21 protein-coding genes, 1 tRNA gene and 3 pseudogenes are annotated in these 21,898 nt (G+C 72.1%); 12 read left to right on the forward strand and 13 right to left on the reverse strand.

The features are described from left to right. Positions 1-15 precede the first annotated feature (15 nt). Together ACWEN6_RS27315 and ACWEN6_RS27320 are read right to left on the reverse strand one after the other, a co-directional pair. Positions 16-1,074, reverse strand: coding sequence for an LLM class flavin-dependent oxidoreductase (locus tag ACWEN6_RS27315; protein ID WP_452574041.1), 1,059 nt, complete (start codon positions 1,072-1,074; stop codon positions 16-18). Continuing rightward, the gene (locus tag ACWEN6_RS27320; RefSeq protein ID WP_452574043.1) at positions 1,071-1,262 is read right to left on the reverse strand and encodes a hypothetical protein; all 192 of its coding nucleotides are present in this window, start codon (positions 1,260-1,262) and stop codon (positions 1,071-1,073) included. The genes ACWEN6_RS27315 and ACWEN6_RS27320 overlap by 4 nt, the downstream gene beginning before the upstream one ends. 774 nt (positions 1,263-2,036) lie before the next feature. Here ACWEN6_RS27320 and ACWEN6_RS27325 point away from each other — a divergent pair. The 6 genes and pseudogenes from ACWEN6_RS27325 to ACWEN6_RS27350 all read left to right on the forward strand — a co-directional run. Beyond that, a pseudogene (locus ACWEN6_RS27325) lies at positions 2,037-2,546 on the forward strand (ABC transporter substrate-binding protein); the annotation flags it as partial. A 79-nt stretch (positions 2,547-2,625) separates the two neighbouring features. Further along, positions 2,626-3,363 carry an ABC transporter substrate-binding protein gene (locus ACWEN6_RS27330; RefSeq protein ID WP_452574045.1) on the forward strand — a complete coding sequence of 246 codons (738 nt, stop codon included), beginning with the start codon at positions 2,626-2,628 and terminating at the stop codon, positions 3,361-3,363. A 33-nt stretch (positions 3,364-3,396) separates the two neighbouring features. Continuing rightward, positions 3,397-4,353 (forward strand): ABC transporter permease, encoded by a 957-nt coding sequence (locus tag ACWEN6_RS27335; protein WP_452574047.1) that lies wholly within the window; start codon positions 3,397-3,399, stop codon positions 4,351-4,353. Beyond that, the gene (locus tag ACWEN6_RS27340; RefSeq protein ID WP_452574085.1) at positions 4,350-5,279 is read left to right on the forward strand and encodes an ABC transporter permease; all 930 of its coding nucleotides are present in this window, start codon (positions 4,350-4,352) and stop codon (positions 5,277-5,279) included. Before ACWEN6_RS27335 ends, ACWEN6_RS27340 begins: the two co-directional genes overlap by 4 nt. Further along, positions 5,276-6,934: a dipeptide ABC transporter ATP-binding protein gene (locus ACWEN6_RS27345; protein ID WP_452574049.1), complete on the forward strand. Its 1,659-nt coding sequence runs from the start codon at positions 5,276-5,278 to the stop codon at positions 6,932-6,934. The genes ACWEN6_RS27340 and ACWEN6_RS27345 overlap by 4 nt, the downstream gene beginning before the upstream one ends. 63 nt (positions 6,935-6,997) lie before the next feature. After that, positions 6,998-7,927: a glutathione S-transferase C-terminal domain-containing protein gene (locus tag ACWEN6_RS27350; protein WP_452574051.1), complete on the forward strand. Its 930-nt coding sequence runs from the start codon at positions 6,998-7,000 to the stop codon at positions 7,925-7,927. Between the two features lie 113 nt (positions 7,928-8,040). Here ACWEN6_RS27350 and ACWEN6_RS27355 read toward each other — a convergent pair. Next, a pseudogene (locus tag ACWEN6_RS27355) lies at positions 8,041-8,739 on the reverse strand (glycoside hydrolase family 12 protein); the annotation flags it as partial. Positions 8,740-9,127: 388 nt separating this feature from the next. Between ACWEN6_RS27355 and ACWEN6_RS27360 the strand changes: the two are divergent. The 3 genes from ACWEN6_RS27360 to ACWEN6_RS27370 all read left to right on the forward strand — a co-directional run bounded on the left by ACWEN6_RS27360 (position 9,128) and on the right by ACWEN6_RS27370 (position 11,494). Further along, positions 9,128-10,345, forward strand: coding sequence for a threonine synthase (locus ACWEN6_RS27360; RefSeq protein ID WP_452574053.1), 1,218 nt, complete (start codon positions 9,128-9,130; stop codon positions 10,343-10,345). Between the two features lie 68 nt (positions 10,346-10,413). After that, positions 10,414-10,596 (forward strand): DUF397 domain-containing protein, encoded by a 183-nt coding sequence (locus ACWEN6_RS27365; protein ID WP_452574087.1) that lies wholly within the window; start codon positions 10,414-10,416, stop codon positions 10,594-10,596. Between the two features lie 370 nt (positions 10,597-10,966). Beyond that, the gene (locus tag ACWEN6_RS27370) at positions 10,967-11,494 is read left to right on the forward strand and encodes a hypothetical protein (RefSeq protein ID WP_452574055.1); all 528 of its coding nucleotides are present in this window, start codon (positions 10,967-10,969) and stop codon (positions 11,492-11,494) included. 115 nt (positions 11,495-11,609) lie between these two features. On the opposite strand, the gene ACWEN6_RS27375 is transcribed toward ACWEN6_RS27370, so the two are convergent. Further along, a complete protein-coding gene (locus ACWEN6_RS27375) occupies positions 11,610-12,008 on the reverse strand; it encodes a VOC family protein (RefSeq protein ID WP_452574057.1) in 399 nt (132 codons plus the stop codon). A 92-nt stretch (positions 12,009-12,100) separates the two neighbouring features. On the opposite strand from ACWEN6_RS27375, the gene ACWEN6_RS27380 reads away from it, so the two are divergent. Next, on the forward strand, positions 12,101-13,090 hold the full coding sequence (locus ACWEN6_RS27380; RefSeq protein WP_452574059.1) for a helix-turn-helix transcriptional regulator: 990 nt from the start codon (positions 12,101-12,103) through the stop codon (positions 13,088-13,090). A gap of 221 nt (positions 13,091-13,311) precedes the next feature. Next, on the forward strand, positions 13,312-13,881 hold the full coding sequence (locus ACWEN6_RS27385) for a hypothetical protein (RefSeq protein ID WP_452574061.1): 570 nt from the start codon (positions 13,312-13,314) through the stop codon (positions 13,879-13,881). Positions 13,882-13,991: 110 nt separating this feature from the next. Here ACWEN6_RS27385 and ACWEN6_RS27390 read toward each other — a convergent pair. Further along, positions 13,992-14,068 (reverse strand) — tRNA-Lys (locus ACWEN6_RS27390). Positions 14,069-14,244: 176 nt separating this feature from the next. Between ACWEN6_RS27390 and ACWEN6_RS27395 the strand changes: the two genes are divergently transcribed. Further along, positions 14,245-14,613 (forward strand): PRC-barrel domain-containing protein, encoded by a 369-nt coding sequence (locus tag ACWEN6_RS27395; protein WP_354848012.1) that lies wholly within the window; start codon positions 14,245-14,247, stop codon positions 14,611-14,613. Between the two features lie 115 nt (positions 14,614-14,728). Here the strand turns inward: ACWEN6_RS27395 and ACWEN6_RS27400 are convergent, their stop codons facing one another. The 8 genes and pseudogenes from ACWEN6_RS27400 to ACWEN6_RS27435 form a co-directional block, all read right to left on the reverse strand. After that, a complete protein-coding gene (locus ACWEN6_RS27400; protein ID WP_452574063.1) occupies positions 14,729-16,105 on the reverse strand; it encodes an alkaline phosphatase family protein in 1,377 nt (458 codons plus the stop codon). Continuing rightward, positions 16,102-17,229, reverse strand: a complete 1,128-nt coding sequence (gene eboE, locus ACWEN6_RS27405) for a metabolite traffic protein EboE (protein WP_452574065.1) — start codon at positions 17,227-17,229, stop codon at positions 16,102-16,104. The genes ACWEN6_RS27400 and eboE overlap by 4 nt, the downstream gene beginning before the upstream one ends. Then, complete coding sequence (locus ACWEN6_RS27410) at positions 17,229-18,116, reverse strand: TatD family hydrolase (protein ID WP_452574067.1); 888 nt, start codon at positions 18,114-18,116, stop codon at positions 17,229-17,231. Before ACWEN6_RS27410 ends, eboE begins: the two co-directional genes overlap by 1 nt. Next, positions 18,116-18,721, reverse strand: a complete 606-nt coding sequence (locus ACWEN6_RS27415) for an EboA domain-containing protein (RefSeq protein WP_452574069.1) — start codon at positions 18,719-18,721, stop codon at positions 18,116-18,118. Before ACWEN6_RS27415 ends, ACWEN6_RS27410 begins: the two co-directional genes overlap by 1 nt. A gap of 84 nt (positions 18,722-18,805) precedes the next feature. Next, complete coding sequence (locus tag ACWEN6_RS27420; RefSeq protein ID WP_452574071.1) at positions 18,806-19,660, reverse strand: sugar phosphate isomerase/epimerase family protein; 855 nt, start codon at positions 19,658-19,660, stop codon at positions 18,806-18,808. Beyond that, a complete protein-coding gene (locus tag ACWEN6_RS27425; RefSeq protein WP_452574073.1) occupies positions 19,657-20,505 on the reverse strand; it encodes an SCO3242 family prenyltransferase in 849 nt (282 codons plus the stop codon). Before ACWEN6_RS27425 ends, ACWEN6_RS27420 begins: the two co-directional genes overlap by 4 nt. Next, complete coding sequence (locus ACWEN6_RS27430; RefSeq protein WP_452574075.1) at positions 20,502-21,653, reverse strand: inositol-3-phosphate synthase; 1,152 nt, start codon at positions 21,651-21,653, stop codon at positions 20,502-20,504. The genes ACWEN6_RS27425 and ACWEN6_RS27430 overlap by 4 nt, the downstream gene beginning before the upstream one ends. Before the next feature lie 110 nt (positions 21,654-21,763). Continuing rightward, positions 21,764-21,898: pseudogene (locus tag ACWEN6_RS27435) on the reverse strand (sugar phosphate isomerase/epimerase); the annotation flags it as partial.

The following is a 21,898-nucleotide window of genomic DNA, read 5'->3' on the forward strand; positions in this document are numbered from 1 at the left end:
GAAGGCGGAAACGGGCTACGGAGTGACCGGCCCCCACTCCCAGGGCGGGTCCGGTATCTCCTTGCGCAACACCGGCGCGATGTCGGACTGGAAGAGCTCCAGTGACGCGCGGTGCTGGGCGTCGGTCAGGCCGTCGGCGTCGGCGTGCAAGTGCATGACGCTGTGGCCGAAACGCTCGTGGTAGCGGTGGACCTTCTCGACGATCTGCTGCGGGCTGCCGATCAGGGCGGAGCTGCGCTCGACGAAGTCCTCCAGGGTGGGGAAGACCGGCTCCAGCCCGAGTCGCCGCTGGAACGCGAGCGTTCCCTCGAAGACCGGCCGGTAGGCCGCGAGGGCGTCCTGCGACCGGTGGTCGGCGTAGTAGCCGGCGGTGCCGGCCCCGACCACGGCAGCGGCCGGATCGTGACCGTAGGCGGCCCACCGCTCGCGGTAGTGGCGGACCAGTTCGGCGTAGGGTTCGATCGGGTTGCTGACGTTCGCCGAGAAGAGCGGGTCGCCGTAGCGCGCGGCCAGGTCGACCGATTCCCGGCTGGTCGCGCTGCCGTGCCAGACGCGGATCGGCCGTTGCAGCGGCCGGGGCCACACCTCCGCCTCGGTGAGGCTCGGCCGGAAGCGCGGCGTGGCGGTGACCTGGTCCTCCCGCCACAGCCGGCGGAACAGCTCGTAGCCCTCGGCGTTGCGGTTCCACTGGTCCTCGGGCGTGACGTGGAACAGCTCCCGTTGGGCGGTGCCGTTGCCCTTGCCGATGATCAGCTCCAGCCGGCCGCCGGAGAGGTGGTCGAGGGTCGCGTAGTCCTCGTAGGCCCGGACCGGGTCGAGCAGGCTCAGTGTGGTGACCGCGGTGAAGAGCCGGATACGGGAGGTGAGCGCGGCGATGTGGCTCAGCACCACCGGAGGGGAGGAGGAGATGAAGGGTCGTTCATGCCGCTCCCCCACGCCGAAGCCGTCGAAGCCGAGCTCCTCGGCGAGCACGGCGTTGTCGAGCACCTCGCAGAACCGCTCGTAGGTCGGCTTGCGCACCCCGGTCACCGGATCCGGCGCGTGCACGATCAGGGTGATCAGCAGGAATCTCACGAGCCGTCCCCTCTGTCCTCGCCGCTCCGCCGCGGCTCGGCCAGGCCCCGTTCGGCCTCCGTGACCAGGTCGGACCGGTAGCGGGCGGTGAAGAGCTCCCTCGCCCGCGGCGCGCGCCGTGCGGCCGGATGCCGGCCGGCCCCGTCGGGCGCGACGGCGACATGGAGCGCGGGAAACGAATCGGACATCAGCATTGACCACCTCCGGATCGAAGGGCGCCACGATGGCCCCTCCGCCGATCGATGGCCGTTGGCCGGAGGCTACGCCGCTTTCCAGATATCTGTCTATACCTACCTAAATAGTTGGCTTTGAGTCCACGCTCCCCTTCAGAGGTGCCATCCGGATATCTCTACTTTTCATGTAGGGATTGACTCTAATCTGACGCGCTGCCTACCATGAGCCCGGCCAGAGGGTGCGCTGGGCGGCACGACGCGCTCGGTCGCGAGCCCGTCACACCGTGCCGCCCGCCGAGGCGGCCGTACGCCCCGGACGGACCCTCACCTCCGCGTGACCAGCTCCGCCGGCCAGGCACCCCGATACCTACCCCGACCACGTTTCCGGCATCGACCTCACCGATCGGTCCGCTCCCGTCCGGGCGGCACAGGGGCGGCCTTGGCGCCTCCGACACAAGTGGAGTACACGTGCACCGAGCCCACCACCCCACCGCTGTCCGACGGCGGCGGCTGATCGCGTCGCTCGCCGTCGCCGGGTCGATCCTGCCGATCGCCGCCTGCGGTGCCGGCGCCGGAGCCGCGGACGGCGGCGGCACCGGCACCGGCACCGGCACCGCCAAGGCCGGCGGGACGCTGACGTTCGCCGTCGGGTCGTACGCCGGCTGCGTCGACCCCCAGCAGGTCGGAAGCAACGACACCATCTACGCCCTGCGGCAGATCGTCGACTCGCTGACCGACCAGGACCCGTCCACCGGCGAGATCGTTCCCTGGCTCGCCGAGCGCTGGGAGGTGAGCCCGGACGCGCGGACCTTCACCTTCCACCTCCGCCGGGGAGCCACGTTCAGCGACGGGACGCCCGTCGACGCCCAGGCCGTCAAGGACACCTTCGACGCCGCGCCCAAGCTCGGCGCCAAGGCCACCCTGGCGATCGGCTACCTCAGCGGGTACACCGGCACCAAGATCGTGGACGACCTGACCGCGAAGGTGTCGTTCAAGCAGCCCAACGCCCAGTTCCTGCAGGCGACATCGACCTTCTCGCTCGGCCTGGTCTCGCCGGCGAGCGCCCGCAAGACGGCCGACCAGCGCTGCACCGAGGGGATCGCCGGGTCGGGCCCGTTCACGCTGCAGGGATACGAAGCGAACCAGTCGATCACTCTGGCCAGGCGCAGTGGCTACCACTGGGGGTCATCACTGTGGCGCAAGCCCGGCGAGGCGTACCTGGACAAGGTGGTGTTCACCATCGTCCCGGAGGCAGGAGTCCGTACCGGCAGCCTCGCGTCGGGCCAGGTCGACGCCATCGGCAGCGTCGGCCTCTCCGACCAGAGCACGCTGCAGAGCAGCGGCGACGTCGGCCTGCAGGCGCGGGCCAACCCCCGGCGTGGTGTTCAACCTGGGGCTCAACAACGCGCGCCCGCTGCTGGGCGACCCCAGGGTGCGCCAGGCGATCCAGGCGGCGATCGATCGGCGGCAGATCGTCGACACGGTCTTCCCGGCCGGCAGCAGGCCGGCGACCAGCATCCTGGCCCACACCACCCCGCTCTACACCGACCTCGGCACGGGGCTCGCGTTCGACAAGGGCAAGGCCGAGTCACTGCTCGACTCGGCCGGCTGGCGGCGCGGCGCCGACGGCATCCGGACCAAGGACGGAACCCGGCTGAGCCTGGTGGTCATCTGGTTCGCCGTCGCCGCGACCAACCGGCCCGCTCTCGAACTGATCCAGCAGCAGCTCAAGGCGGTCGGCATCGAGATCCAGCTGCGGGAGGTGCCGGTCCCCCAGCTCACCCAGATCCAGCAGTCCGGCGAGTTCGACGCGCTATGGGGGAACCTCACCCGGGCCGACCCGGACATTCTGCGCAGCACCTACTCGACCGCGCTGGCCAACATCTACCGGCTCAAGCCCGGGAAGCTGGACACGGTGCTGACCGAACAGGCCGCGACCATCGACGCCGCCAAGCGCAAGGAGTTGGCCGGCCAGGCCCAGCGGCTGATCGTCGACAACGCCTACGCCGTCCCGGTGGTGGAGCTGACCACCGTGCTCGGCGTCGCCAAGCGGGTCCACGACCTGGACTTCGAGGCGTCCACCCGGATCCAGCTCCACGACACCTGGAAGAGCTAGGAGCCGGAGCCCGGACAGGAGGAACGACCGAGCATGCGTCGATATCTGGCCACTCGCCTCGGGCAGGCGGTGGTGGTGTTGTGGGCGGCCTACACGGTCTCCTTCCTGGTGCTCGACTTCCTGCCCGGCGATCCGGTCTCCGCGATGGCCGCCGGCGGGCTCGACCAGGCCGCCGTCGACCCGGCGCACCTGGAGGCGCTGCGCCGGGAGTACGGCTTCGACCGGCCGATCCTCGTCCAGTACGTGGACTACCTGGGCCGGGCGCTGCGCGGCGACTTCGGCGACTCGGTGGCGACCGGCCGACCGGTGACCTGGACACTGGCCGAAGCCCTGCCCTCCACCCTGCGGCTGACGGCCACCGCCATGGTGCTGGCCGTTCTCCTCGGCGGCGGCCTGGCTCTGTACGGCACCTACACCGCCCGCCTGTGGCTGCGCCAACTGCTGCTGTCGCTGCCGTCGGTGGGGGTGTCGCTGCCCACCTTCTGGACCGGCCTGATGCTCGTTCAGCTCTTGGCCTTCCGGCTCAAGCTGCTGCCCGCGTTCGGCGACGAGGGTGCGGCCGGCCTGGTCCTGCCGGCGCTCACCCTCGCCATACCGACCGGCGCGATGCTCGCACAGGTGCTCACCAAGAGCCTGCTGACCACACTGCACGAGCCGTACGTCCAGACCGCCCGGGCCAAGGGCGCGGGCCGGGTCAGGGTGCACCTGCGCCACGCCTTGCGCAACGCCGTACTGCCGGCGCTCACCCTGGTCGGCATCCTGGTCGGCAACCTGACGGCGGGGTCGGTCATCGTCGAGACGGTCTTCGCCCGCAACGGCGTCGGAAGGGAGACCGTCAGAGCCGTGTCGGTGCAGGACATCCCGATGGTCCAGGGCATCGTGGTCTTCGGCGCGCTGACCTTCGTGCTCGCCAACCTCGTCGTCGACCTGATCTACCCGCTCCTCGATCCGCGCATCGTCGTCGCCGCCCGGCCGAGGAGCACCGGATGAGCCGGCCACTGGTCGGCAAGGCCGAGCCGGGGACCGGACCCGGGCCGAACCGTCCGTACGACGCGGAACCGGCCGACCCGGGCGCCTCCCGCGGCGCGGAGGCGCGGCGGCTCCTCCGGTTCCTGCTGCGTCGTCCCGGCCTGGTGCTCTCGGCGCTCGTGGTCTCCGTCATCGTCCTGATGGCCTTCCGGCCCACGCTGTTCACCTCGATCGACCCGCTGCTGGGAGTGCCCGCCGACCGGTTCCAGGGCCCCGGCGCCAGGCATTGGTTCGGCACCGACGAACTCGGCCGGGACCTCTACGCGCGCGTCGTGCACGGCGCGGCGCTCTCCCTCAAGGCGACGTTGATCGCGGTCGGGGTCGCCTTCCTCACCGGCGGCACGATCGGCCTGGTCGCGGGTTTCGCCGGCCGGTGGGTCGAGGACGTGCTGATGCGGATCGTGGACGTGCTGCTGGCCATCCCCGCGCTGTTCCTCTCCCTCGCCCTGGTCACGGTGTTCGGGTTCGGCACCGTCAAGGTCGCCGTCGCGGTCGGTCTCGCCAGCGTCGCGAGCTTCGCCCGGGTGATGCGGGCGGAGGTGCTGCGGGTACGCCAGGCCACCTACGTCGAGGCCGCCCGCTCCACCGGGGCCCGCTGGTACTCGGTCCTGCTCCGGCATGTGCTGCCGAACGCGATGGGCCCGGTGCTGGTCCTGGCCACCCTTGAGTTCGGCATCGCGGTCCTGGCCGTCTCGTCACTGAGCTTCCTCGGATACGGCGCCCCGCCGCCCGCCCCGGAGTGGGGGACCTTGATCTCCACCGGCCGGAACTACCTGGCGAACGCGTGGTGGGTCTCGACGCTGCCCGGCCTGACGATCGCGGCCACCGTCCTCGCCACCAACCGGATCGCCCGCGCCCTCGACGGAGAGGTGACGACCCAGCGATGAGCACGCCGAGCGGTCCGGACGCGACACCGGAGAACCTGCTGGAGATCAGCGACCTCGCGGTCTCCTACCGGTCGCGGACGGGAGTGGTGCGCGCCGTCGACGGCGTGGACCTGACGGTCCGCGCCGGCGAGATCGTCGCGGTCGTCGGCGAGTCCGGCTCCGGCAAGTCGACGACGGCGCACGCGATCATCGGCCTGCTGCCCGGCAACGGCCGGATCGACGCCGGGCGCGTCCGATTCGGCGGGCAGGACCTCGCCGGCCTGTCCGAGCGGGAGCTACGGCGGATCCGGGGGGCCCAGATCGGGCTCATCCCGCAGGACCCGACCGTGTCGCTCAATCCTGTGCAACGCATCGGCGACCAGGTGGCGGAGGTGCTGCGGGTGCACGGCCTTGCCGGCCGCCGCTCCGCGCGACTGGACGCCGTCGAACTGCTGGAGCGGGCAGGTCTGCCCGACCCGGCCGTCCGGGCCCGGCAGTACCCGCACGAGCTCTCCGGCGGCATGCGGCAGCGGGCACTGATCGCCGTGGCGATCGCCGCCAAGCCGAAGATGATCATCGCTGACGAGCCGACCAGCGCGCTCGACGTCACCGTTCAGCGGCTGATCCTCGACCACATCCAGGGCCTCACCGAGGCGCTGGGCACCGCCGTCCTGCTGGTGACCCACGACCTCGGCGTCGCCGCCGACCGGGCGCGACGGATCGTGGTCATGTCGCGTGGCCGGGTCGTCGAGACCGGGCCGACCCGGCAGATCCTCGACCGGCCGGGCCACCCGTACACTCGGCGGCTGTTGCGCAGCGCCCCGAGCTTGTCGCCCGCCCGCCCGGCCGCGCCGCCGCGGACCGGCGCGGGCCGGGCCGCGCCGGGCCGGCCCCTGGTGACGGTGGAGAACCTGGCCAAGGAGTTCCCGCTCCCCAAGGTGGCCGGAGGCGCCGCACGATCGGTGCGCGCGGTGCGCGACGTGAGTTTCTCGATCGACCGGGGCGAGACCCTCGCCCTGGTCGGCGAGTCCGGCTCCGGCAAGTCGACGACGGCCCGCCTGGTGCTGCGCCTGGCCGAGCCGGACGCCGGACGGATCGTCTTCGACGGCGAGGAGATCACCCGAGCCCGGGGGGAGGCCTTGCGCCGGTTGCGGCGGCGCGCCCAGCTCGTCTACCAGAATCCGTACGCGTCGCTCGACCCGCGCTTCCCGATCAGCGAAGTGATCACCGAGCCGTTGCGCGTGTTCCGCGTCGGCGACCGGGCCTCCCGGCGGGCACGCGCCCGCGAGCTCGTCGACCGGGTCGCGCTGCCCGCCTCGGTCCTGGACCGCAGGCCCGCGGAACTGTCGGGCGGGCAACGCCAGCGGGTCGCCATCGCGCGGGCCCTCGCGCTCTCCCCCGACCTCGTGGTCTGCGACGAGCCGGTCTCCGCTCTGGATGTCTCGGTGCAGGCCCAGGTCCTCGACCTGCTCGCCGAACTCCAGGCGGCCACCGGCGTCGCGTACCTGTTCATCTCGCACGACCTCGCCGTGGTGCGGCAGATCGCCCACCGGGTGGCCGTCATGCGGGACGGCCGCATCGTCGAGATCGGCACGACCGGGGACCTCTTCCACCGCCCGGACCACGACTACACCCGCGCCCTGCTCGCGGCCATCCCCGGCGGGCGGCATGCCTGACCGGGCCATGGACCGCACCGGCCCGAATCCGGGCCTCCAGCACTCCCGATCCCGGAGGTTCCCATGTCATCGCCATCCCACTCCGTCCGGCTGGCCGGCCCCGTCGACACCGCGGCCTACGGGGAGTACCGCATCACCCGCCGACCCGGCGATCCGCGCCCGCTCTACCGGTTCACCGGCCGGATCACCGAGGACGGACGGAGCGGCTTCACGCCCCGCGCCGGCCGGTACCACGTGTACGCGGGCTGGTTCTGCCCGTGGTCGCAGCGGGTCACGATCGCCCGGGCCCTGGCCGGGCTCGAAGACGTCGTCGGCGTCTCGTACGTGGACAACGCCCGGGACGGCCGGGGCTGGGCGTTCCGCGAACAGTACGGGCCGGACCCGGTCAACGGGTTCGCGCTGCTGCGCGAGGCCTACGAGGCGACGGAGGAGGGCTTCGACGGGCACGTCTCGGTGCCGACCCTGTGGGACCGGGATACCGGGACCGTGGTCAGCAACGACTTCAAGGGCATCGGCATCGACATCGGCACCCGGTTCCGGCAGCTCGCCGAGCCGCTCGTGGACACCTATCCCGAGCGGCATCGCGACGAGATCGAGGAGCTCGACGCCTGGCTCGGCCCGGCGGTCAACCACGGCGCGACCACGGCCGCCCGGCCCGGCCCGGACGGCGCGACGGCCCGAGCCGCGTTGCTGGACGCGTTCGCCACGCTCGACGAGCGGCTGGCCACCCGGCGGTACCTGGTGGGGTCGGCGCCGACCGAGGCCGACATCCGGCTCTGGGTGACCCTGGTCCGCTACGACGTCGGGCCCAACGCCCAGCGGACGATCAACCCGGGCCTCCAGCAGTACCCGCACCTGTGGGCGTACGCCCGGGATCTCTACACCGTGCCGGCCTTCCGGGACACCACCGACTTCGGGTCCTTCACGGCGCCCGGCGCCCAGGTGCCCGACTGGCACGCCCCCGTCACCCGGCCGTCCGGCCCGCAGGCGTGAGAACGCGGGGCCGCGTGGTCACGGGGGCGCGCGGTCACGGGGCACCCGGTCAGGGGATCGCGCGGCCGGGCGGTCGCGCGGCCGGACGGTCCCGCGATCAGGCGGTCAGGCGGTCAGTTCGCCGAGACCGAGAAGCTGTTGGTGCGGAAGTCCATGCCGCCGCTGGAGGAGGTGATCTCGTAGCCGAACTGGACGTCGCCCAATGTCACGTCGCCGAACCAGTTGTTGCCGCGCAGCCAGGTCAAGATCGCCTTGATGTCCACCGTGCCGGAGCTGGTGTTGCCCTGCCGGACGAAGGAGAACACCTGGTTGGAGCCGTTGGACCCGCGGTAGACGTCCCAGCTGTGGCCGCCGGCCGAGACGCTGGTCTGGCGCGAGCCGAGCGGGCCGACCGGCCCGTACTTGTTCATCCACAGCATGATCTCGTAGGTGTGGCCGTCGCACCAGATGTCGTAGGCCGTGGTGTAGGCGCCGCCGTTCGGCACGGTGACGTTGAAGCTGCTGCTCGCGCTGCCGAGCGCGCTGATGCGCCGGTTCACGTTCCTTGTGGCGTTGGGGTAGGACTTCACCCCGCCGGTGTTGGGGTGGTTCGCCCACACGCCCCAGTTGCTGTAGCTGTTGGCCCAGATGGTCTGCGGGCCCGCGCCGTTGCCCCAGATGTTGTTGTAGAGGGTGTAGCCGCCGTTGGTCCAGGTGCCCCACCGGTCGGTGGAGGACCAGGTCGCCGCCTGCGCCGGGGTGGCGAGCAGGCCGACGAGCGCCACCAGCATCGACACCGGGACGAGTAGGCGTGACGTCCTGAGCATGATCTTCCTCTCCTGCCGTCGTGTCGCCGGGCGTCCGGCCCGGCGGGATTCGCCGTAACCCTGTCGAAATCACCGTCGAAGCGCTTCGACGGCGTTTCGACTTGATCGCTGATCGGATTCGCCGCGGAGTGGGGTCACCGTAGGTTCGGCCGCCACGGGAGGCAACGCACCCGGGAAAACCTTTCCGACAGCCCAGGTCAAGCGGCGAACGCCCTCGTCCGCCTGTGAAAGTTTCCGGCGCGTCGCCACAGCGGGAACGCACCCGGGGAACTCCCGTCCAACACGCCTGGCGATAATGGGACGACCGGAAACCGATGACCTCTTCGTGGACCCCCGAGTACCCGCGGCCCTGTCGCGGGCATGTCCCCACCCGAGAGCAGCCAGGGAGCGCGCGTTGAGTTTCAGCCATCTGTCCCACCTGGAGTGCGGCCGGTGCGGAGCAGAGCACGACAGCGAGCGGCCGCAGAACCTGTGCACCCGGTGCGCGTCCCCGCTGCGGGCCCGCTACGACCTGGCGGCCGTCCGGTCCTCGGTCACCCCTGACGACGTCGCGCGGCGCTCCCCCGACCTTTGGCGCTACCACGAGCTCCTCCCGGTGCGTGACCCGCGGTCGGTCACCAGCCTCGGCGAGGGAATGACGCCGCTGCTGGAGATGGCGCGCTACGGCGAACGCATCGGGGTGCCCCGGCTGCTGATGAAGGACGAAGGGCTGATCCCCACCGGCTCGTTCAAGGCCCGCGGCGCGGCGGTCGGGGTGTCGCGCGCGGCCGAGCTGGGCGTCGAGCGGCTGGCCATGCCGACCAACGGCAACGCCGGCGCCGCGTGGGCGCTGTACGGCGCCCGGGCCGGCCTGGCCGCCACCGTGGTCATGCCGGTGGACGCGCCGGAGATCACCCGGCGCGAGTGCGTGGCCTCGGGGACGGACCTCTATCTGGTCGACGGCCTGATCAGCGACGCCGGCCGGATCGTCGGCGAGCTGGTCGCCGCCTCCGGCGGCCGGGTCTTCGACGCCTCGACCCTCAAGGAGCCCTACCGCATCGAGGGCAAGAAGACCATGGGCATCGAGATCGTCGAGCAGCTCGGCTGGCGGATGCCCGATGTGATCCTCTACCCGACCGGCGGCGGAGTGGGCCTGATCGGCATCCACAAGGCCCTGGAAGAACTGCGCGAGCTCGGCTGGATCTCAGGGCCGCTGCCGCGGCTGGTCGCGGTGCAGGCCGAGGGCTGCGCGCCGATCGTCCGCGCCTACGAGAAGGGGGAGCCCGAGAGCCGCTACTGGGACGGCGCGCGCACCGTGGCCTTCGGCATCAACGTCCCGAAGCCGCTCGGCGACTTCCTCATCCTGCGTGCCCTGGCCGCGACCTCGGGCACCGCGGTCACGGTCACCGACGCCGAACTGCTGGCCGAACTCCGCGAGGTGGCGGCCCTCGAAGGCGCCTTCGTCTGCCCGGAGGGCGCGGCGGCGTTCGCCGCGGCCCGCAAGCTCCGCGCCTCAGGCTGGATCGGCCCGGACGACCAGGTCGTCGTCCTGAACACCGGAGCCGGCATCAAATATCCCCAGACCATCGAGGTGGACGCCCCGGTGCTCCCCGTGGACGCCCACCTGGCCTGACGCCCACCGCGACCACGGAACCGCTCGGTCCGTGACCGGGCGGCGCCGCGCTTCCCGATCGCCACGGGATCCGGCGGGGCAGCGGATTCACGCGGAAGTCTTCTCACAGCTCGGCGAACGGCGGAGACTGCGTCGAAATCGGGACGCTGTCATATGGGGTCGCGATCAGGGACAGCAAGGACCTGGAGAAGGGGCATCTGACCGTGTCCGCCGAAGCATTCGGCGCGTTTTTGGCCGGACTCAAACGCTGAGACACGGGAAAGCCTCGCCGGGTGTCCCGCCGTACCGGCGGCGCCGGCATCGCCGTGCCACACCCCACCGACCCGGCACCGATCAAAATGAGCACCACACGAGCGGTAGGGACGGAGGCCGCCCGGCGCCCGGCGGCCCCGCCCGTACGGCGGCGCCGGGATCGCGGTACCACCATGTCACCGCGCCCGTGCCGCCCGCACAATCACCACACGGGCGGCACGGGCCGGAGCACCCGCCGTACGGTGCGCCGGGATCGCGGTATCGCCATGTCACCGCCCCGGCGCGGACCACACCCGGCGGCTGTAGCGTGCTCGCGGGCTGAGCACAGCCGGCGGCGCCTGAGCGGGTGTCGGGGTCTATGGTGCACGGGTGCGTCGTGTTCTTGTCGTCGGTATCAGTGGGGCCGGGAAGTCGACCATGGCGCGGGCCCTGGGCGACCATCTCGCGGTGCCGTATCACGAGATGGACGCGTTGCACTATGTGGGGCCGGGGTGGGCCGTGGACGGCGAGTTCGCGGCGAAGGTGGCGGCCATCGTCTCCTCCCCCGCCTGGGTCTTCGACTCCTTCGGCTACCCCGAGGTGCGCGAGCTGCTGTGGGAGCGCGCCGACACCGTGGTCTGGCTGGACTACTCCAGAAGCGTGATCATGCCCCGGGTCCTGCGCCGATCTCTGCGGCGGACCCTGCTGCGCGAGCGCGTCTTCGGCGGCAACCGCGAGACCTTGGCCGGCTGGTTCCGCCGCGACCACCCGGCCTGGTGGGCCTGGTCGCAGCACGCGGCCCGCAGGGCGGCCATCCACCGGCTCGTCCACGATCCCCGCTTCGCCCACTTGCGCGTGATCCGCTTCGGCGCGCCGGACGAGGCGGCCGCCTGGCTGTACGACCTCACCCACCGCTAGCTGTGGTGTCGCAGGACGTCGGTTCCGCGAGGTGCAGGGGCGGTCCCGCCTGTGCTTCGTGCCGGTCGCGGCGATCGGGATCTCAGGGGTCCCGCGTGAGCGACCGTGTTCGGCGTCAACGTGCGAACTTCTCGATGGCCGCCGGGGTGACCGGGGTGAAGAAGTTGACGAGGTTGCCGTCGGGGTCGCGGAACAGCAGCGACCGGTTGCCCCAGGGCATCGTGGTGGGCTCGTTGACGAAGTCGGTGACGAAGCCGGTCAGGTTCCGGTGGACGCGGTCCACGTCGTCGACACGGAACTCCGTGATCACGCTGTGGTTGTCCGCCGGGCGGGCGGAGCCCGGGGCGAACAGCGGGACGGTGCGGGTGCCGGCGATCGCGAGGGTGGCGTTGGGGGTCGTTAGTTCGGCGAAGTCCTCGGTGGCCCACGTCGCCCGCAGCCCTGTGGCTGTTTCGTAGAACTCGACGAGGCGCCGAACGTCGCCGGTGATGATGCGGATCGAGACGAAGTCCATGGTGATCTCCTTGGCTGATGGAGTCGCTGCACGTCGCAGGCTAGGAGAAATACTGGACAGAATCGGTCCTGTATTCGCCGTAGGCTGTGCAGATGCCTCGACCCACCGGCCGCGTGCTGACACTCCTGGAGTTGCTGCAGTCGGGCGGCACTCGGACGGTGGCCGAACTCGCCGACCGGCTCGGCGTCGATGGGCGCACCGTGCGGCGGTATGTGGACCACCTGATCGACCTTGACGTGCCCGTGGAGTCGGTGCGCGGCCGCTACGGCGGGTACCGGCTCGCCCCCGGGTACCGTCTGCCTCCGCTCATGCTCAGCGACGACGAGGCGCTGGCCGTGCTGCTCGGCTTGGTCGCCGGCCGCCGAGCGGGGATGATGACGGCGGCTCGCGCTGCGAGCGAGACGGCATCGGCCAAGATCCGGCGGGTGCTGCCCAAGCACATCGCCCGCCGGCTCGACACACTTGTGGAATCTCTCGTCTTCACGGATCAGCCCGATGAGTTCGCCACCCCGGACGCCGAAGTCCTGCTCACCATCGCCGACGCGGTACGCCATCGCCGACCGGTCTGGATCCGATACACCGACCGCGACGGCCGGCGCAGCGACCGCACACTGCACGCGTACGGCATCGTCGCCCATTCGGGCCGGTGGTACGTCACGGGCACGGACCCCGCGATCGGCGAGGACCGGACCTTCCGGCTTGATCGCATCGCGGACGCGAGGACCCTGCCCGGCTCTTTCGAGGCGCCCGCGGGTCCCGATCCGGCCCACCGCGTGTTGTCAGGGTTCGCCACGGCCGAGTACCGGCATGAAGTCGTCTTGCGGATCCACGGGACGGTCGAGAAGATCCGCGCCCACCTTCCCGCCGGCGTCGCGAGCCTGGAGGAGCACGAGCCCGCGGCGGGCGAGGACCGGACGACCGACCGCTGGCTGCGCGTCCGGATACGGGCGGAGCGGCTCGACTGGTTGCCGCCGACACTCGCCTCACTCGACCGGCCGTTCGTCATCGAGCGCCCCGATGAACTGCGCGACCTCGTCATCGCGCTCGCCGAACGCCTCGCGTCCAACGCCCGCCGAACCTGACAGCGAGGAACCGGTGTCATGAGATGGCACAGCCGGCGCACGTGTGTTCCGCTCCGGCGACGATCCCTCGGCTTCGGGTGGCACCGGTGAGGGGCCGGCGACGTGCTGAATGCTGGGAAAGTCACTCTTAAGACCGTTCCAAGTGGCCTGGACCACAGTTCCTGTCATCGGCACATCGCCGTCGCGGATGCGACGGCGCGAACGAGAAGGAACCAGGGACGATGAAGACGCACACGAGAATGTTCTCCGCCGCGGTCGTGGCCGCCGCCGCGGTGGCCACCGCGACCATGTCCGCGCCGGCCTCGGCGGCGGCGGTGACGATCCGGGTCGAGCGCGCCTACGCCGAGACCGTGTGGGAGTGGAACGGCCAGGTCACCTGCCCGACGAACCAGGTCCTCACCGGCCGCTCACATGTCGGCGACGAGAACCGCCCGACCACCTACTACTGCGGTTTCATCTTCATCAACGACGAGCAGGTCCAGGTGCACCTCGGGGACTGGACCCCCGGCCAGACGGAGAGCAGGTCCGGCTACATCGCCCCGACGGACCAGGCACTCGTCGGGCGGTGGCACACCGGCGACGAGAACGGCAAGACGAGCTACCGCACCGCCGCCCTCTACTGGCAGGGACGGCAGGTGCGGCTGACCTCCCCGACGTGGACCGGCGAGTACAAGGAGAGCAACCACATCACGGAGGCGGGCTACAACCAGGTCATGACCGGTCGCACGCACAGCGGTGACGAGAACGGGAAGACCCGCTACCAGTACGCCACCGTGACCTTCGAGGGCTGATGCTCGTGCGAGACGACGATCGGCGAGCCCACGACGACCCGCACAGGCCTGGAAATGACTGTGGGCACCCTCCGTCAAGTGAAGGATGCCCAGGTCATCGGCCGTTGCCGTGGTGCGCCGCCAGGGACTCGAACCCCGGACCCGCTGATTAAGAGTCAGCTGCTCTAACCAACTGAGCTAGCGGCGCATGAAGCATGTCCAGGTTAGCGGAAACGCGGGGGTGCCCGTGACGTCGGCCGCGGGGGCCGCCGAGGCCGGCCTTACCTCCGGGTGAGGCGGACCTGTCCGCGCATCGATGTTTCACCGGCGAATGACGGGTAGGGCGAAGAGTCCCGACGGCACAATCGAAGGGAGAACACGAAGATGGCACAGGATCTTTGGAGCTACGGCCCCACCGTCACCGGAGCCCACCAGAGCTTCGACGTGGTCGGATATCACGTGGAGGCCACGGACGGCAAGATCGGTTCCGTGGACGACGCCACGTACGAGGTCGGCGAGAGCTACCTGATCGTCGACACCGGACCGTGGATCTTCGGCAAGAAGGTCATGCTCCCCGCGAGCACGGTCATCAACATCGACCCGCAGGAGAAGAAGGTCTTCGTCAGCCGCACCAAGGACGAGATCAAGGACTCGCCGGAGTTCGACGAGGCGAGCTACAAGGAGCCCGCCTACCGCGACCAGGTCGGCGAGTACTACGGCCGCTTCCCCTTCGGGCCGGGAGCCACCCTGTAAGCATGCGCGACTGGTAGGCCATCGCCTTCCCCGGCACCGCGAGGTGCCGTGAAGGTGCCAGTGAAGGGCCGCGCCGCACCGGCGCGGCCCTTCCGCGTGCAGGCCCGCTCGGTGGTCAGCTCAGGGCGAGGCGGAGGAGCAGGTCCTTGACGTCGGTGGCCTCGAAGCGCTCGGCGGCGACCGAGGGGTCGGAGCACAGGAGCACCGGGGCGTCGGCTGCGTCCCTGGGCAGCAGCCCGTGGGAGCCGCGCACCGCGCGGGCGCCCGCGTCGAGCCCGACGACGTTCATCATGTAGCGCATGCCGACCTTCTTGCGCAGCAACGCCACCCCCGCCCGGCGCTTGGCGCCGAGCAGGTCCTGGGGGTCGAAGAACAGCTCGGCCGGGTCGTAACCGGGTTTGCGGTGGATCTCGACCAGACGGGCGAAGTCGGGGGCGCGTGCGTCGTCGAGCCAGTAGTAGTAGGTGAACCAGGCGTCCGGCTCGGCGAGCAGCACCAGTTCGCCCGACCGGGAGTGGTCGAGCCCGTGGGCCCGCTTGCCCTCCTCGTCGAGCACCTCGGCGACGCCGGGGAGGGACGCGCAGAGCTTGGCGACGGCCGGGACGTCGGCCGGGTCGGCCACGTAGACGTGCGCCACCTGGTGGTCGGCGACGGCGAACGCCCGCGAGGTCCACGGGTCGAGGTACTCCATGCCGGCCTGGGTGTGGACGCGGAGGAACCCTTCGGCGCGCAGCGTCCGGTTGATGTCCACCGGGCGGGAGACGTCCGTGATCCCGTACTCCGACAGCGCCACGACGGTGGTCCCCCGTGCCGCGGCGGCGTCCAGCAGGGGGGCGAGCACGCCGTCGAGCTCGGCGGCGGCAGCGGCGGAACGCGGGTCGGAGGGGCCGTACCGTTGCAGGTCGTAGTCGAGGTGGGGCAGGTACGCCAGGGTCAGGTCCGGGTTGTGCGCGGCCATGACGCGCTCGGTGGCGCGGCAGATCCAGGTGGAGGAGGCGATGCCCGCTCCCGGGCCCCAGTAGGTGAACAGGGGGAAGTCGCCGAGCGCCGAGGTGAGCTCGTCGTGCAGCTCGGGCGGATAGGTGTAGCAGTCGGGGTCCTTGCGCCCGTCGGCGTGGTAGATCGGCCGGGGCGTGACGGTCCAGTCGACGTCGGCGCCCATGGCGTACCACCAGCACACGTTGGCCACCGTGAACCCGGGCCGCTCCCGCCGGGCGGCGTGCCACAGTTTGTCCCCGCCGACGAGCGCGTTGTGCTGGCGCCACAGCAGGACTTCCCCGAGGTCGCGGAAGTACCAGCCGTTGCCGACGATGCCGTGCTCGGCGGGCGGGGCGCCGGTGAGGAAGGTCGACTGCACCGAGCAGGTGACGGCGGGCAGGACGGTGCCCAGTTCGGACTGGAAGCCGCCGTCGGCGACGGCGCGCAGCCGCGGCATGTGGGCCAGCAGCCTCGGGGTCAGGCCTACGACGTCCAGGACCAGCAACGATGTCATGCTTCCACTCCCAGGTGGCGAAGTTCGGCGCGGACGAAGTCGAGCTCGTCGGCGATGCCCTCGGCGAGTTGCCCGGGCGTCTGCGGGCGGAGCGCGGCGGGCAGGACGCCCCAGGTGTAGGTCTCCACGTCGAAGTGGTCGCACAGCGGCTCCGGGCCGCCGGCGAGTTCGGCGAGCGCCTCGCGCAGCAGCGGCGTGGTCGCCGCGAGCGGCGCGGACGGGGAGACGTGCAGCGGCACGTGGTAGTGGACCCGCCACGGCCCGGGCAGCCGCCGGTCGAGGGCCTCGTCGAGGTCGTCGGCGGCCTCGCCCGCGGGGGTGCGCGTCTGGTGCAGGAAGCGCGGCTCGACGTACTCGCGCAGCGCCTCCGGTTCGGCGGTCTCCAGGGCCGCGGAGAGCTGGACCTTGACGACGGGCAGGCCGGCGTCGCGCAGCGCGCCCAGCGCGTCGGCGGGCTTCTCCCAGGCGCAGGCCAGGTGGGCGAGGTCGACGCAGACGCCGAGCCGGTCGTGGTCGGCGTCCGCCAGGTGGGCGATGGCCTGCTCGGTGGTCTCCACGACGCAGCCCGGTTCGGGTTCGAACGCGACGCGCACGACCCGTCCGGTGGCGGACTCGACGTCGGCGAGGCCGGCGGCGAGCTCGTCGAGCCGGCGTGCGGCCTGGCCGGCCATCGCGGCGTCCCAGGGGTCGCGCCAGGCGAGCGGCAGGGTGGACACCGAGCCACGGGCCGCATCGCCGGGCAGCAGGTCCGCCAGGACGCGCGCCAGGTCCAGGGTGTAGGTCAGCCGTTCTTGCGTCGTCCAGTCGGGGTGGTAGACCGCGTGCTTGACCACCGGATCCTGGAAGGAGCGGTAGGGGAAGCCGTTGAGGGTCACCACCTCTAGGCCCCGCGCGGTCAGCTCCCCGCGGAGCCTGGCGCGTAGCGCCGGGTCGGCGGCGAGGGCGGCGGCGACGGGCGCGGCCAGCCAGAGCCCGAGCCCGAGCACGTCGGCGCCGAGGCGGTCGCGGATCGGGACGGCGTAGGCGTCGAACTGGGCGATGATGCCGTCGAGGTCCTCGGCCGGGTGGACGTTGGTGCAGTAGCTGACGTGCAGCGGTGTCCCCGAGGGGTGGAGCAGCCGCATCAGCTGCCTCCGCGTTTGATGGAGCTGCCGGCGAAGGTGGGCTCGTCGAAGCCGGCGACGGAACCGGCGACGGAGCCGTCTTGGTCTTCGGCGCCGGTCAGGTCCAGGCGTCCGGACTGGCCGTAGAACTCCACGGGGTTGCGCCACAGCACGCGGTCGACGTCGTCGTCGGTGAACCCTGCGGCCAGCATCGCCCTGCCGGTCTCCAGCGTCAGCAGCGGGTCCGAGACGCCCCAGTCGGCGGCGGAGTTGACCAGCATCCGGTCCGGCCCGTGCTTGCGCAGGATCTCCACCATGCGCTCGGGCGACATCTTGGTCTCGGGGTAGATGGAGAAGCCCATCCAGCATCCGGACTCGTGCACGATGTCGACGGTGACCTCGTTGAGATGGTCCACGACGACCCGCCCGGGCGCGATCCCGGAGGCGGCGACGACCTCGATGGTCCGCTGGGTGCCGCGGGCCTTGTCGCGGTGGGGGGTGTGCACGAGCGCGGGCAGGTCGTACTCGACGGCCAGGGCGAGCTGCCGTTCGAAGGCGTCGTCCTCCTCGGGCGTCATCGAGTCGTAGCCGATCTCGCCGACCGCGACGACCCGGTCCTTGTCCAGGTAGCGCGGCAGCAGGTCCAGCACGGGCCGGCAGCGCGGGTCGCCGGCCTCCTTGGGGTTGAGCGCGATGGTCGCGTGGTGGACGACGCCGAACTGGGCGGCCCGGTACGGCTCCCAGCCGAGCAGCGAGTCGAAGTAGTCGGCGAACGAGCCGGGGTTGGTACGGGGCTGCCCGAGCCAGAAGGCGGGCTCCACGACGGCCCGGACTCCGGCGGCGGCCATCCGCGCGTAGTCGTCGGTGGTGCGCGACGTCATGTGGATGTGCGGGTCGAAGATGCGCATCAGGCCTCCTTGGGGGTCAGGCGGTCGAGGAGGGCGGCGGCGTCGGCGGGCATGGGACGTCCTGCCGCCGCGCGCTCGTCGGCGAAGGCGGCCAGCATGGCCGCCAGCTCGTGGTCGGCCCGCTCGTCCAGCCGGTCGACGGCGGTCAGCGGCACGCCCATGAACACGCATTTGAGCACCGCCTGCCGCCAGGCCGTCTGGTCGAGGTGACGGGCGTACGGGCCGAGGGCGGCCGCGACCAGGCGCGTGTCGTTCGTGCGGATCGCGTCGTGCAGCAGCGGCACCGCCGCCGTGTCGACGGCGAGCATCGGCAACGCCTTGAGCACGGCCCGTTTCTCGTCGGCGTCGCCGTGGCGGTAGAGCCCGCCGGCCTGGTCCGCCTGCCGGTCGGGCGGCAGCGCGGACAGCAGCAGCGCCCGCGCGGCCTCGTCCGCCGTCCAGCCGGGCGCCCCGGACAGGGCCTGCCTGCCGACGCGCCGTCCGGCCGCGGCGAAGGACCGGCCGATCGACTCGGGCCGCTCGGCCGCGGCGGCCAGGGCGTCATCCAGCCACTCTCCCGGCGATCCGTCGCGCAGCGCGGTGCTCAGCCGCTCCTCCAGCGTCACGATGGACCCTCCGCCGCCTCGCGCGATGCCGGTCCCAGCGTCATGACGGGCTCCCTTCCGGCCCGCGCGGCGCCTGTCGCGGCGTCATGACGGGCTTGCTTCCGTCCCGTGCGACGCCTTCTGGGCGGCGCGCAGGAAGTCGATCGAACGCGCGGCGACGGCGGGCGCGGCGTGGGAATGGCGGGGCAGCTCGACCGCGACCAGGCCGCGGTAGCCGGCGTCGTCGAGCGCGCGCAGCACCGGCGGGAAGTCGATCTCCCCTTCGCCGAACTCCAGGTGCTCGTGCACGCCGAGCCGCATGTCGTCGATCTGGACGTTGACCAGATGCCCGGCGACGCCGGCGACGCAGGCGGGCACCGGATCGGGCTCGTTGCAGCGGCAGTGCCCGATGTCCAGCGTGATGCCGAAGCCGTCCGGCGCGCCCAGGGCCTGGTGCAGGCGGCGCCAGCCGGCGATCGTCTCCACGAGCATCCCGGGCTCAGGTTCGAAGCCGAGCGTCACCCCGGCCTCCCGGGCGGTCTCGGCGACCCGCTCGCACCCCTCGGCCAGCCGGTCCCAGGCGACGGCCTGGTCGACATGGGCCGGGCGGATGCCGGACCAGAACGACACCGCCTCGGCCCCGAGGTCGGCCCCGATCGCGACGGCGCGGCGCAGGAAGTCCACCCGCGTGTCGCGGTCGTCGTCGAGCAGCGTCGGGGCGTGCTTGCGCCGCGGGTCGAGCAGGTAGCGCGCACCGGTCTCGATGACCACCGCCAGATCGAGGGCGCGCAGCCGGTCGGCGACCTCCGCCACCCGCCGTCCCAGCCCGTCGGCGTACGGGTCGAGGTGACAGTGGTCGAGCGTCAGCGCCACTCCCTGGTAGCCGAGGCCGGCGATGACCTCCAGAGCGTCCGCGAGCCGGTGGTTGGCGAAGCCGTTGGTGCCGTAGCCGAGCCTCATGTCGCGGCGATCTTCTTGACCAGGCGCCGGGCCAGCGGGGCCGCCGCCGCGAGCAGGAGGGCGAGGCGCGGGGCGCCGCCGCGCGCGGTGAGGGCTCCCTGGAGGGCGGGGAGGCTGACGATGCCCGCGCTGACCGCCTCACGGACGTGTCCGGGCGAGGGGTCGGCGACGGCCTGCGCCTGGGGAAGGCCGAACTGGGCGGCGTACCAGCCGGCGAGGGCGGGCTGCGTCCCGTTCGCGCTGCCGCGGACGGTGGCGGCGGTGAGCGCGACGGTGCCCGCCAGGGTCGCCGCGGGCACGCTCGGACGCGTGCCCGACACCTCTCCGTGCGAGAGCGCGGTGAGCAGGTAGGTGTGGGCGGCGATCGTGGCGGCGGACGGCAGCGCGGCGGCGGCGCGGGATCCGGGGCTGGCGCCCAGCAGCACGTCCAGGCCGCGGCACAGGGCCATGACCGGCGGGCCGGCGACCGTGCCCTTGGCGAGCACGTCGTAGGCCCAGATGGCGGCGGCCAGCGGCGCGGCGACCGCCAGGGCACGCCGGCCGCCCGCGAGCCCGGCCACGGTGACGCCCGCGAGGGTGAGGCCCACCGCCGTGCCGAGGGCCGCGTTCGCCGTCACCCGCCCCGAGGGGATGGGACGCTCGGGGCGTTCCCTGGCGTCGAGGTGCCGGTCGGCCCAGTCGTTGGCGGCCATCCCGGCCCAGTACAGGCAGACCGAGGAGCAGGCCAGTCCGGCGGTACGGCGGCCGAGCACTCCGGCGGCGGCGGCCCCGGCGACCACGTCGCCGGGGACCGACAACGCGGCCGGGGCGCGGACCAGCTCCAGCAGGTCGCGCAGCGTCGTCATCGCGGCGTGCCCGGCGCGCCGTAGGAGGCGACGGCATCGCGCAGCACCTGCCACTGGTCGGACAGGGCGTGCGGGACCTGTCCGAGGGGGTCCTTGAAGAAGAAGGCCAGTTCGGTGAGCGGTCCGACCCGCCCGGCCTGGTGGGCGGCCGAGGTCAGCCGCGCCAGGTCGAGGATCAGCGGCGCCGCGAGGGCGGAGTCGCAGCCGTGCCAGCTGAACTCCATGCGCATGCGCGTGCCCAGGAAGCCCTCGAAGGTGACCAGGTCCCAGGCGGTCTTGAAGTCGTCGAGATCTTCCACGAAGTCGATGCGGGTGTCACCCTGCGGCTGGTAGCCGAGGGTCTCGGCCAGCACGCGCTGCTTGCTGGCGGACTTGGCCGCGTTGGCGGCCGGCTCGGCCAGGTTCGCGCCGTCGCCGCCGCCGAGCAGGTTGATCCCCGACCAGGTGCGCACCCTCAGGTTGCGCTGGACGAACATCGGGGCGAGCACGGACTTGACCAGCGTCTCGCCGGTCTTGCCGTCGTGTCCCCCGTAGGGCAGCCCCTGTGCGCGGGCCAGCGCGTCGAGGGCGGGCAGGCGGGCGCCGGTGGAGGGGGTGAAGTCGACGTACGGGCAGCCGGCGAGCAGTGCGGCGTAGGCGGCCAGTGAGCTGGGCGGCAGGACGGGGTCGGGGCCGTCCAGCGCGGCCCGCAACGCGTCGAGGTCGGCGTGGGCGGGGTGGGACGGCGGCGCGGGTTCGGTGGTCGACACGTTGATCACGACGACCCGGTCCAGCCGGTGGCGCCGGCGGAAGGTGTCGAGGTCGGCGCCGATCTCCCGCGCGACCTCGGCCTGGGTGGCGCCGACGGGCAGCGGCCGCACCTGCTGTTCGATCTCGAACAGCGCGTCCCGCACGGCCTCGGCGAGCCGTGCCGGGAGGATTCCCGCCTCGGCCAGCGCGGCGGCCTTCTTGTCCAGGGGGACCGAGGAGACGTCGTGGCCGCCGAAGACCAGGTCACCGAGACGCGGAAGGGCGTCGCTCCGCAGCGCGGGCGACTCAAGGACACACCCGGTCGGCGCGGCCAGGCCCGCCCGCACCGCCAGGGCACCGATCATGCTGGTGACCGCGACCGATCCTCGTGCTCCGATCAGCCATACTCCGGTACTCATCAGTCTCCTCTCACGGTCGGCTCGCAACCGGCAGGGTGCGCACGGCGGCGCGCACGGGGGGGTGGGCTCGCGCGGGCGGCGGCCATGGCGCGGCCGCCGCCCGGCGAGGGTTATTCGGTGGAGAAGGCGGCGTCGAAGGCGGCGGTGGGCGGGGTGATGGCGTTGAGGGCCTTGACGTAGGCCAGGGCCTCGGGGGCGCCGGCCAGGCGGTCCATGCCCGCGTCCTCCCATTCCACCGAGATCGG

This window comes from Sphaerisporangium sp. NPDC004334 (assembly GCF_053602655.1).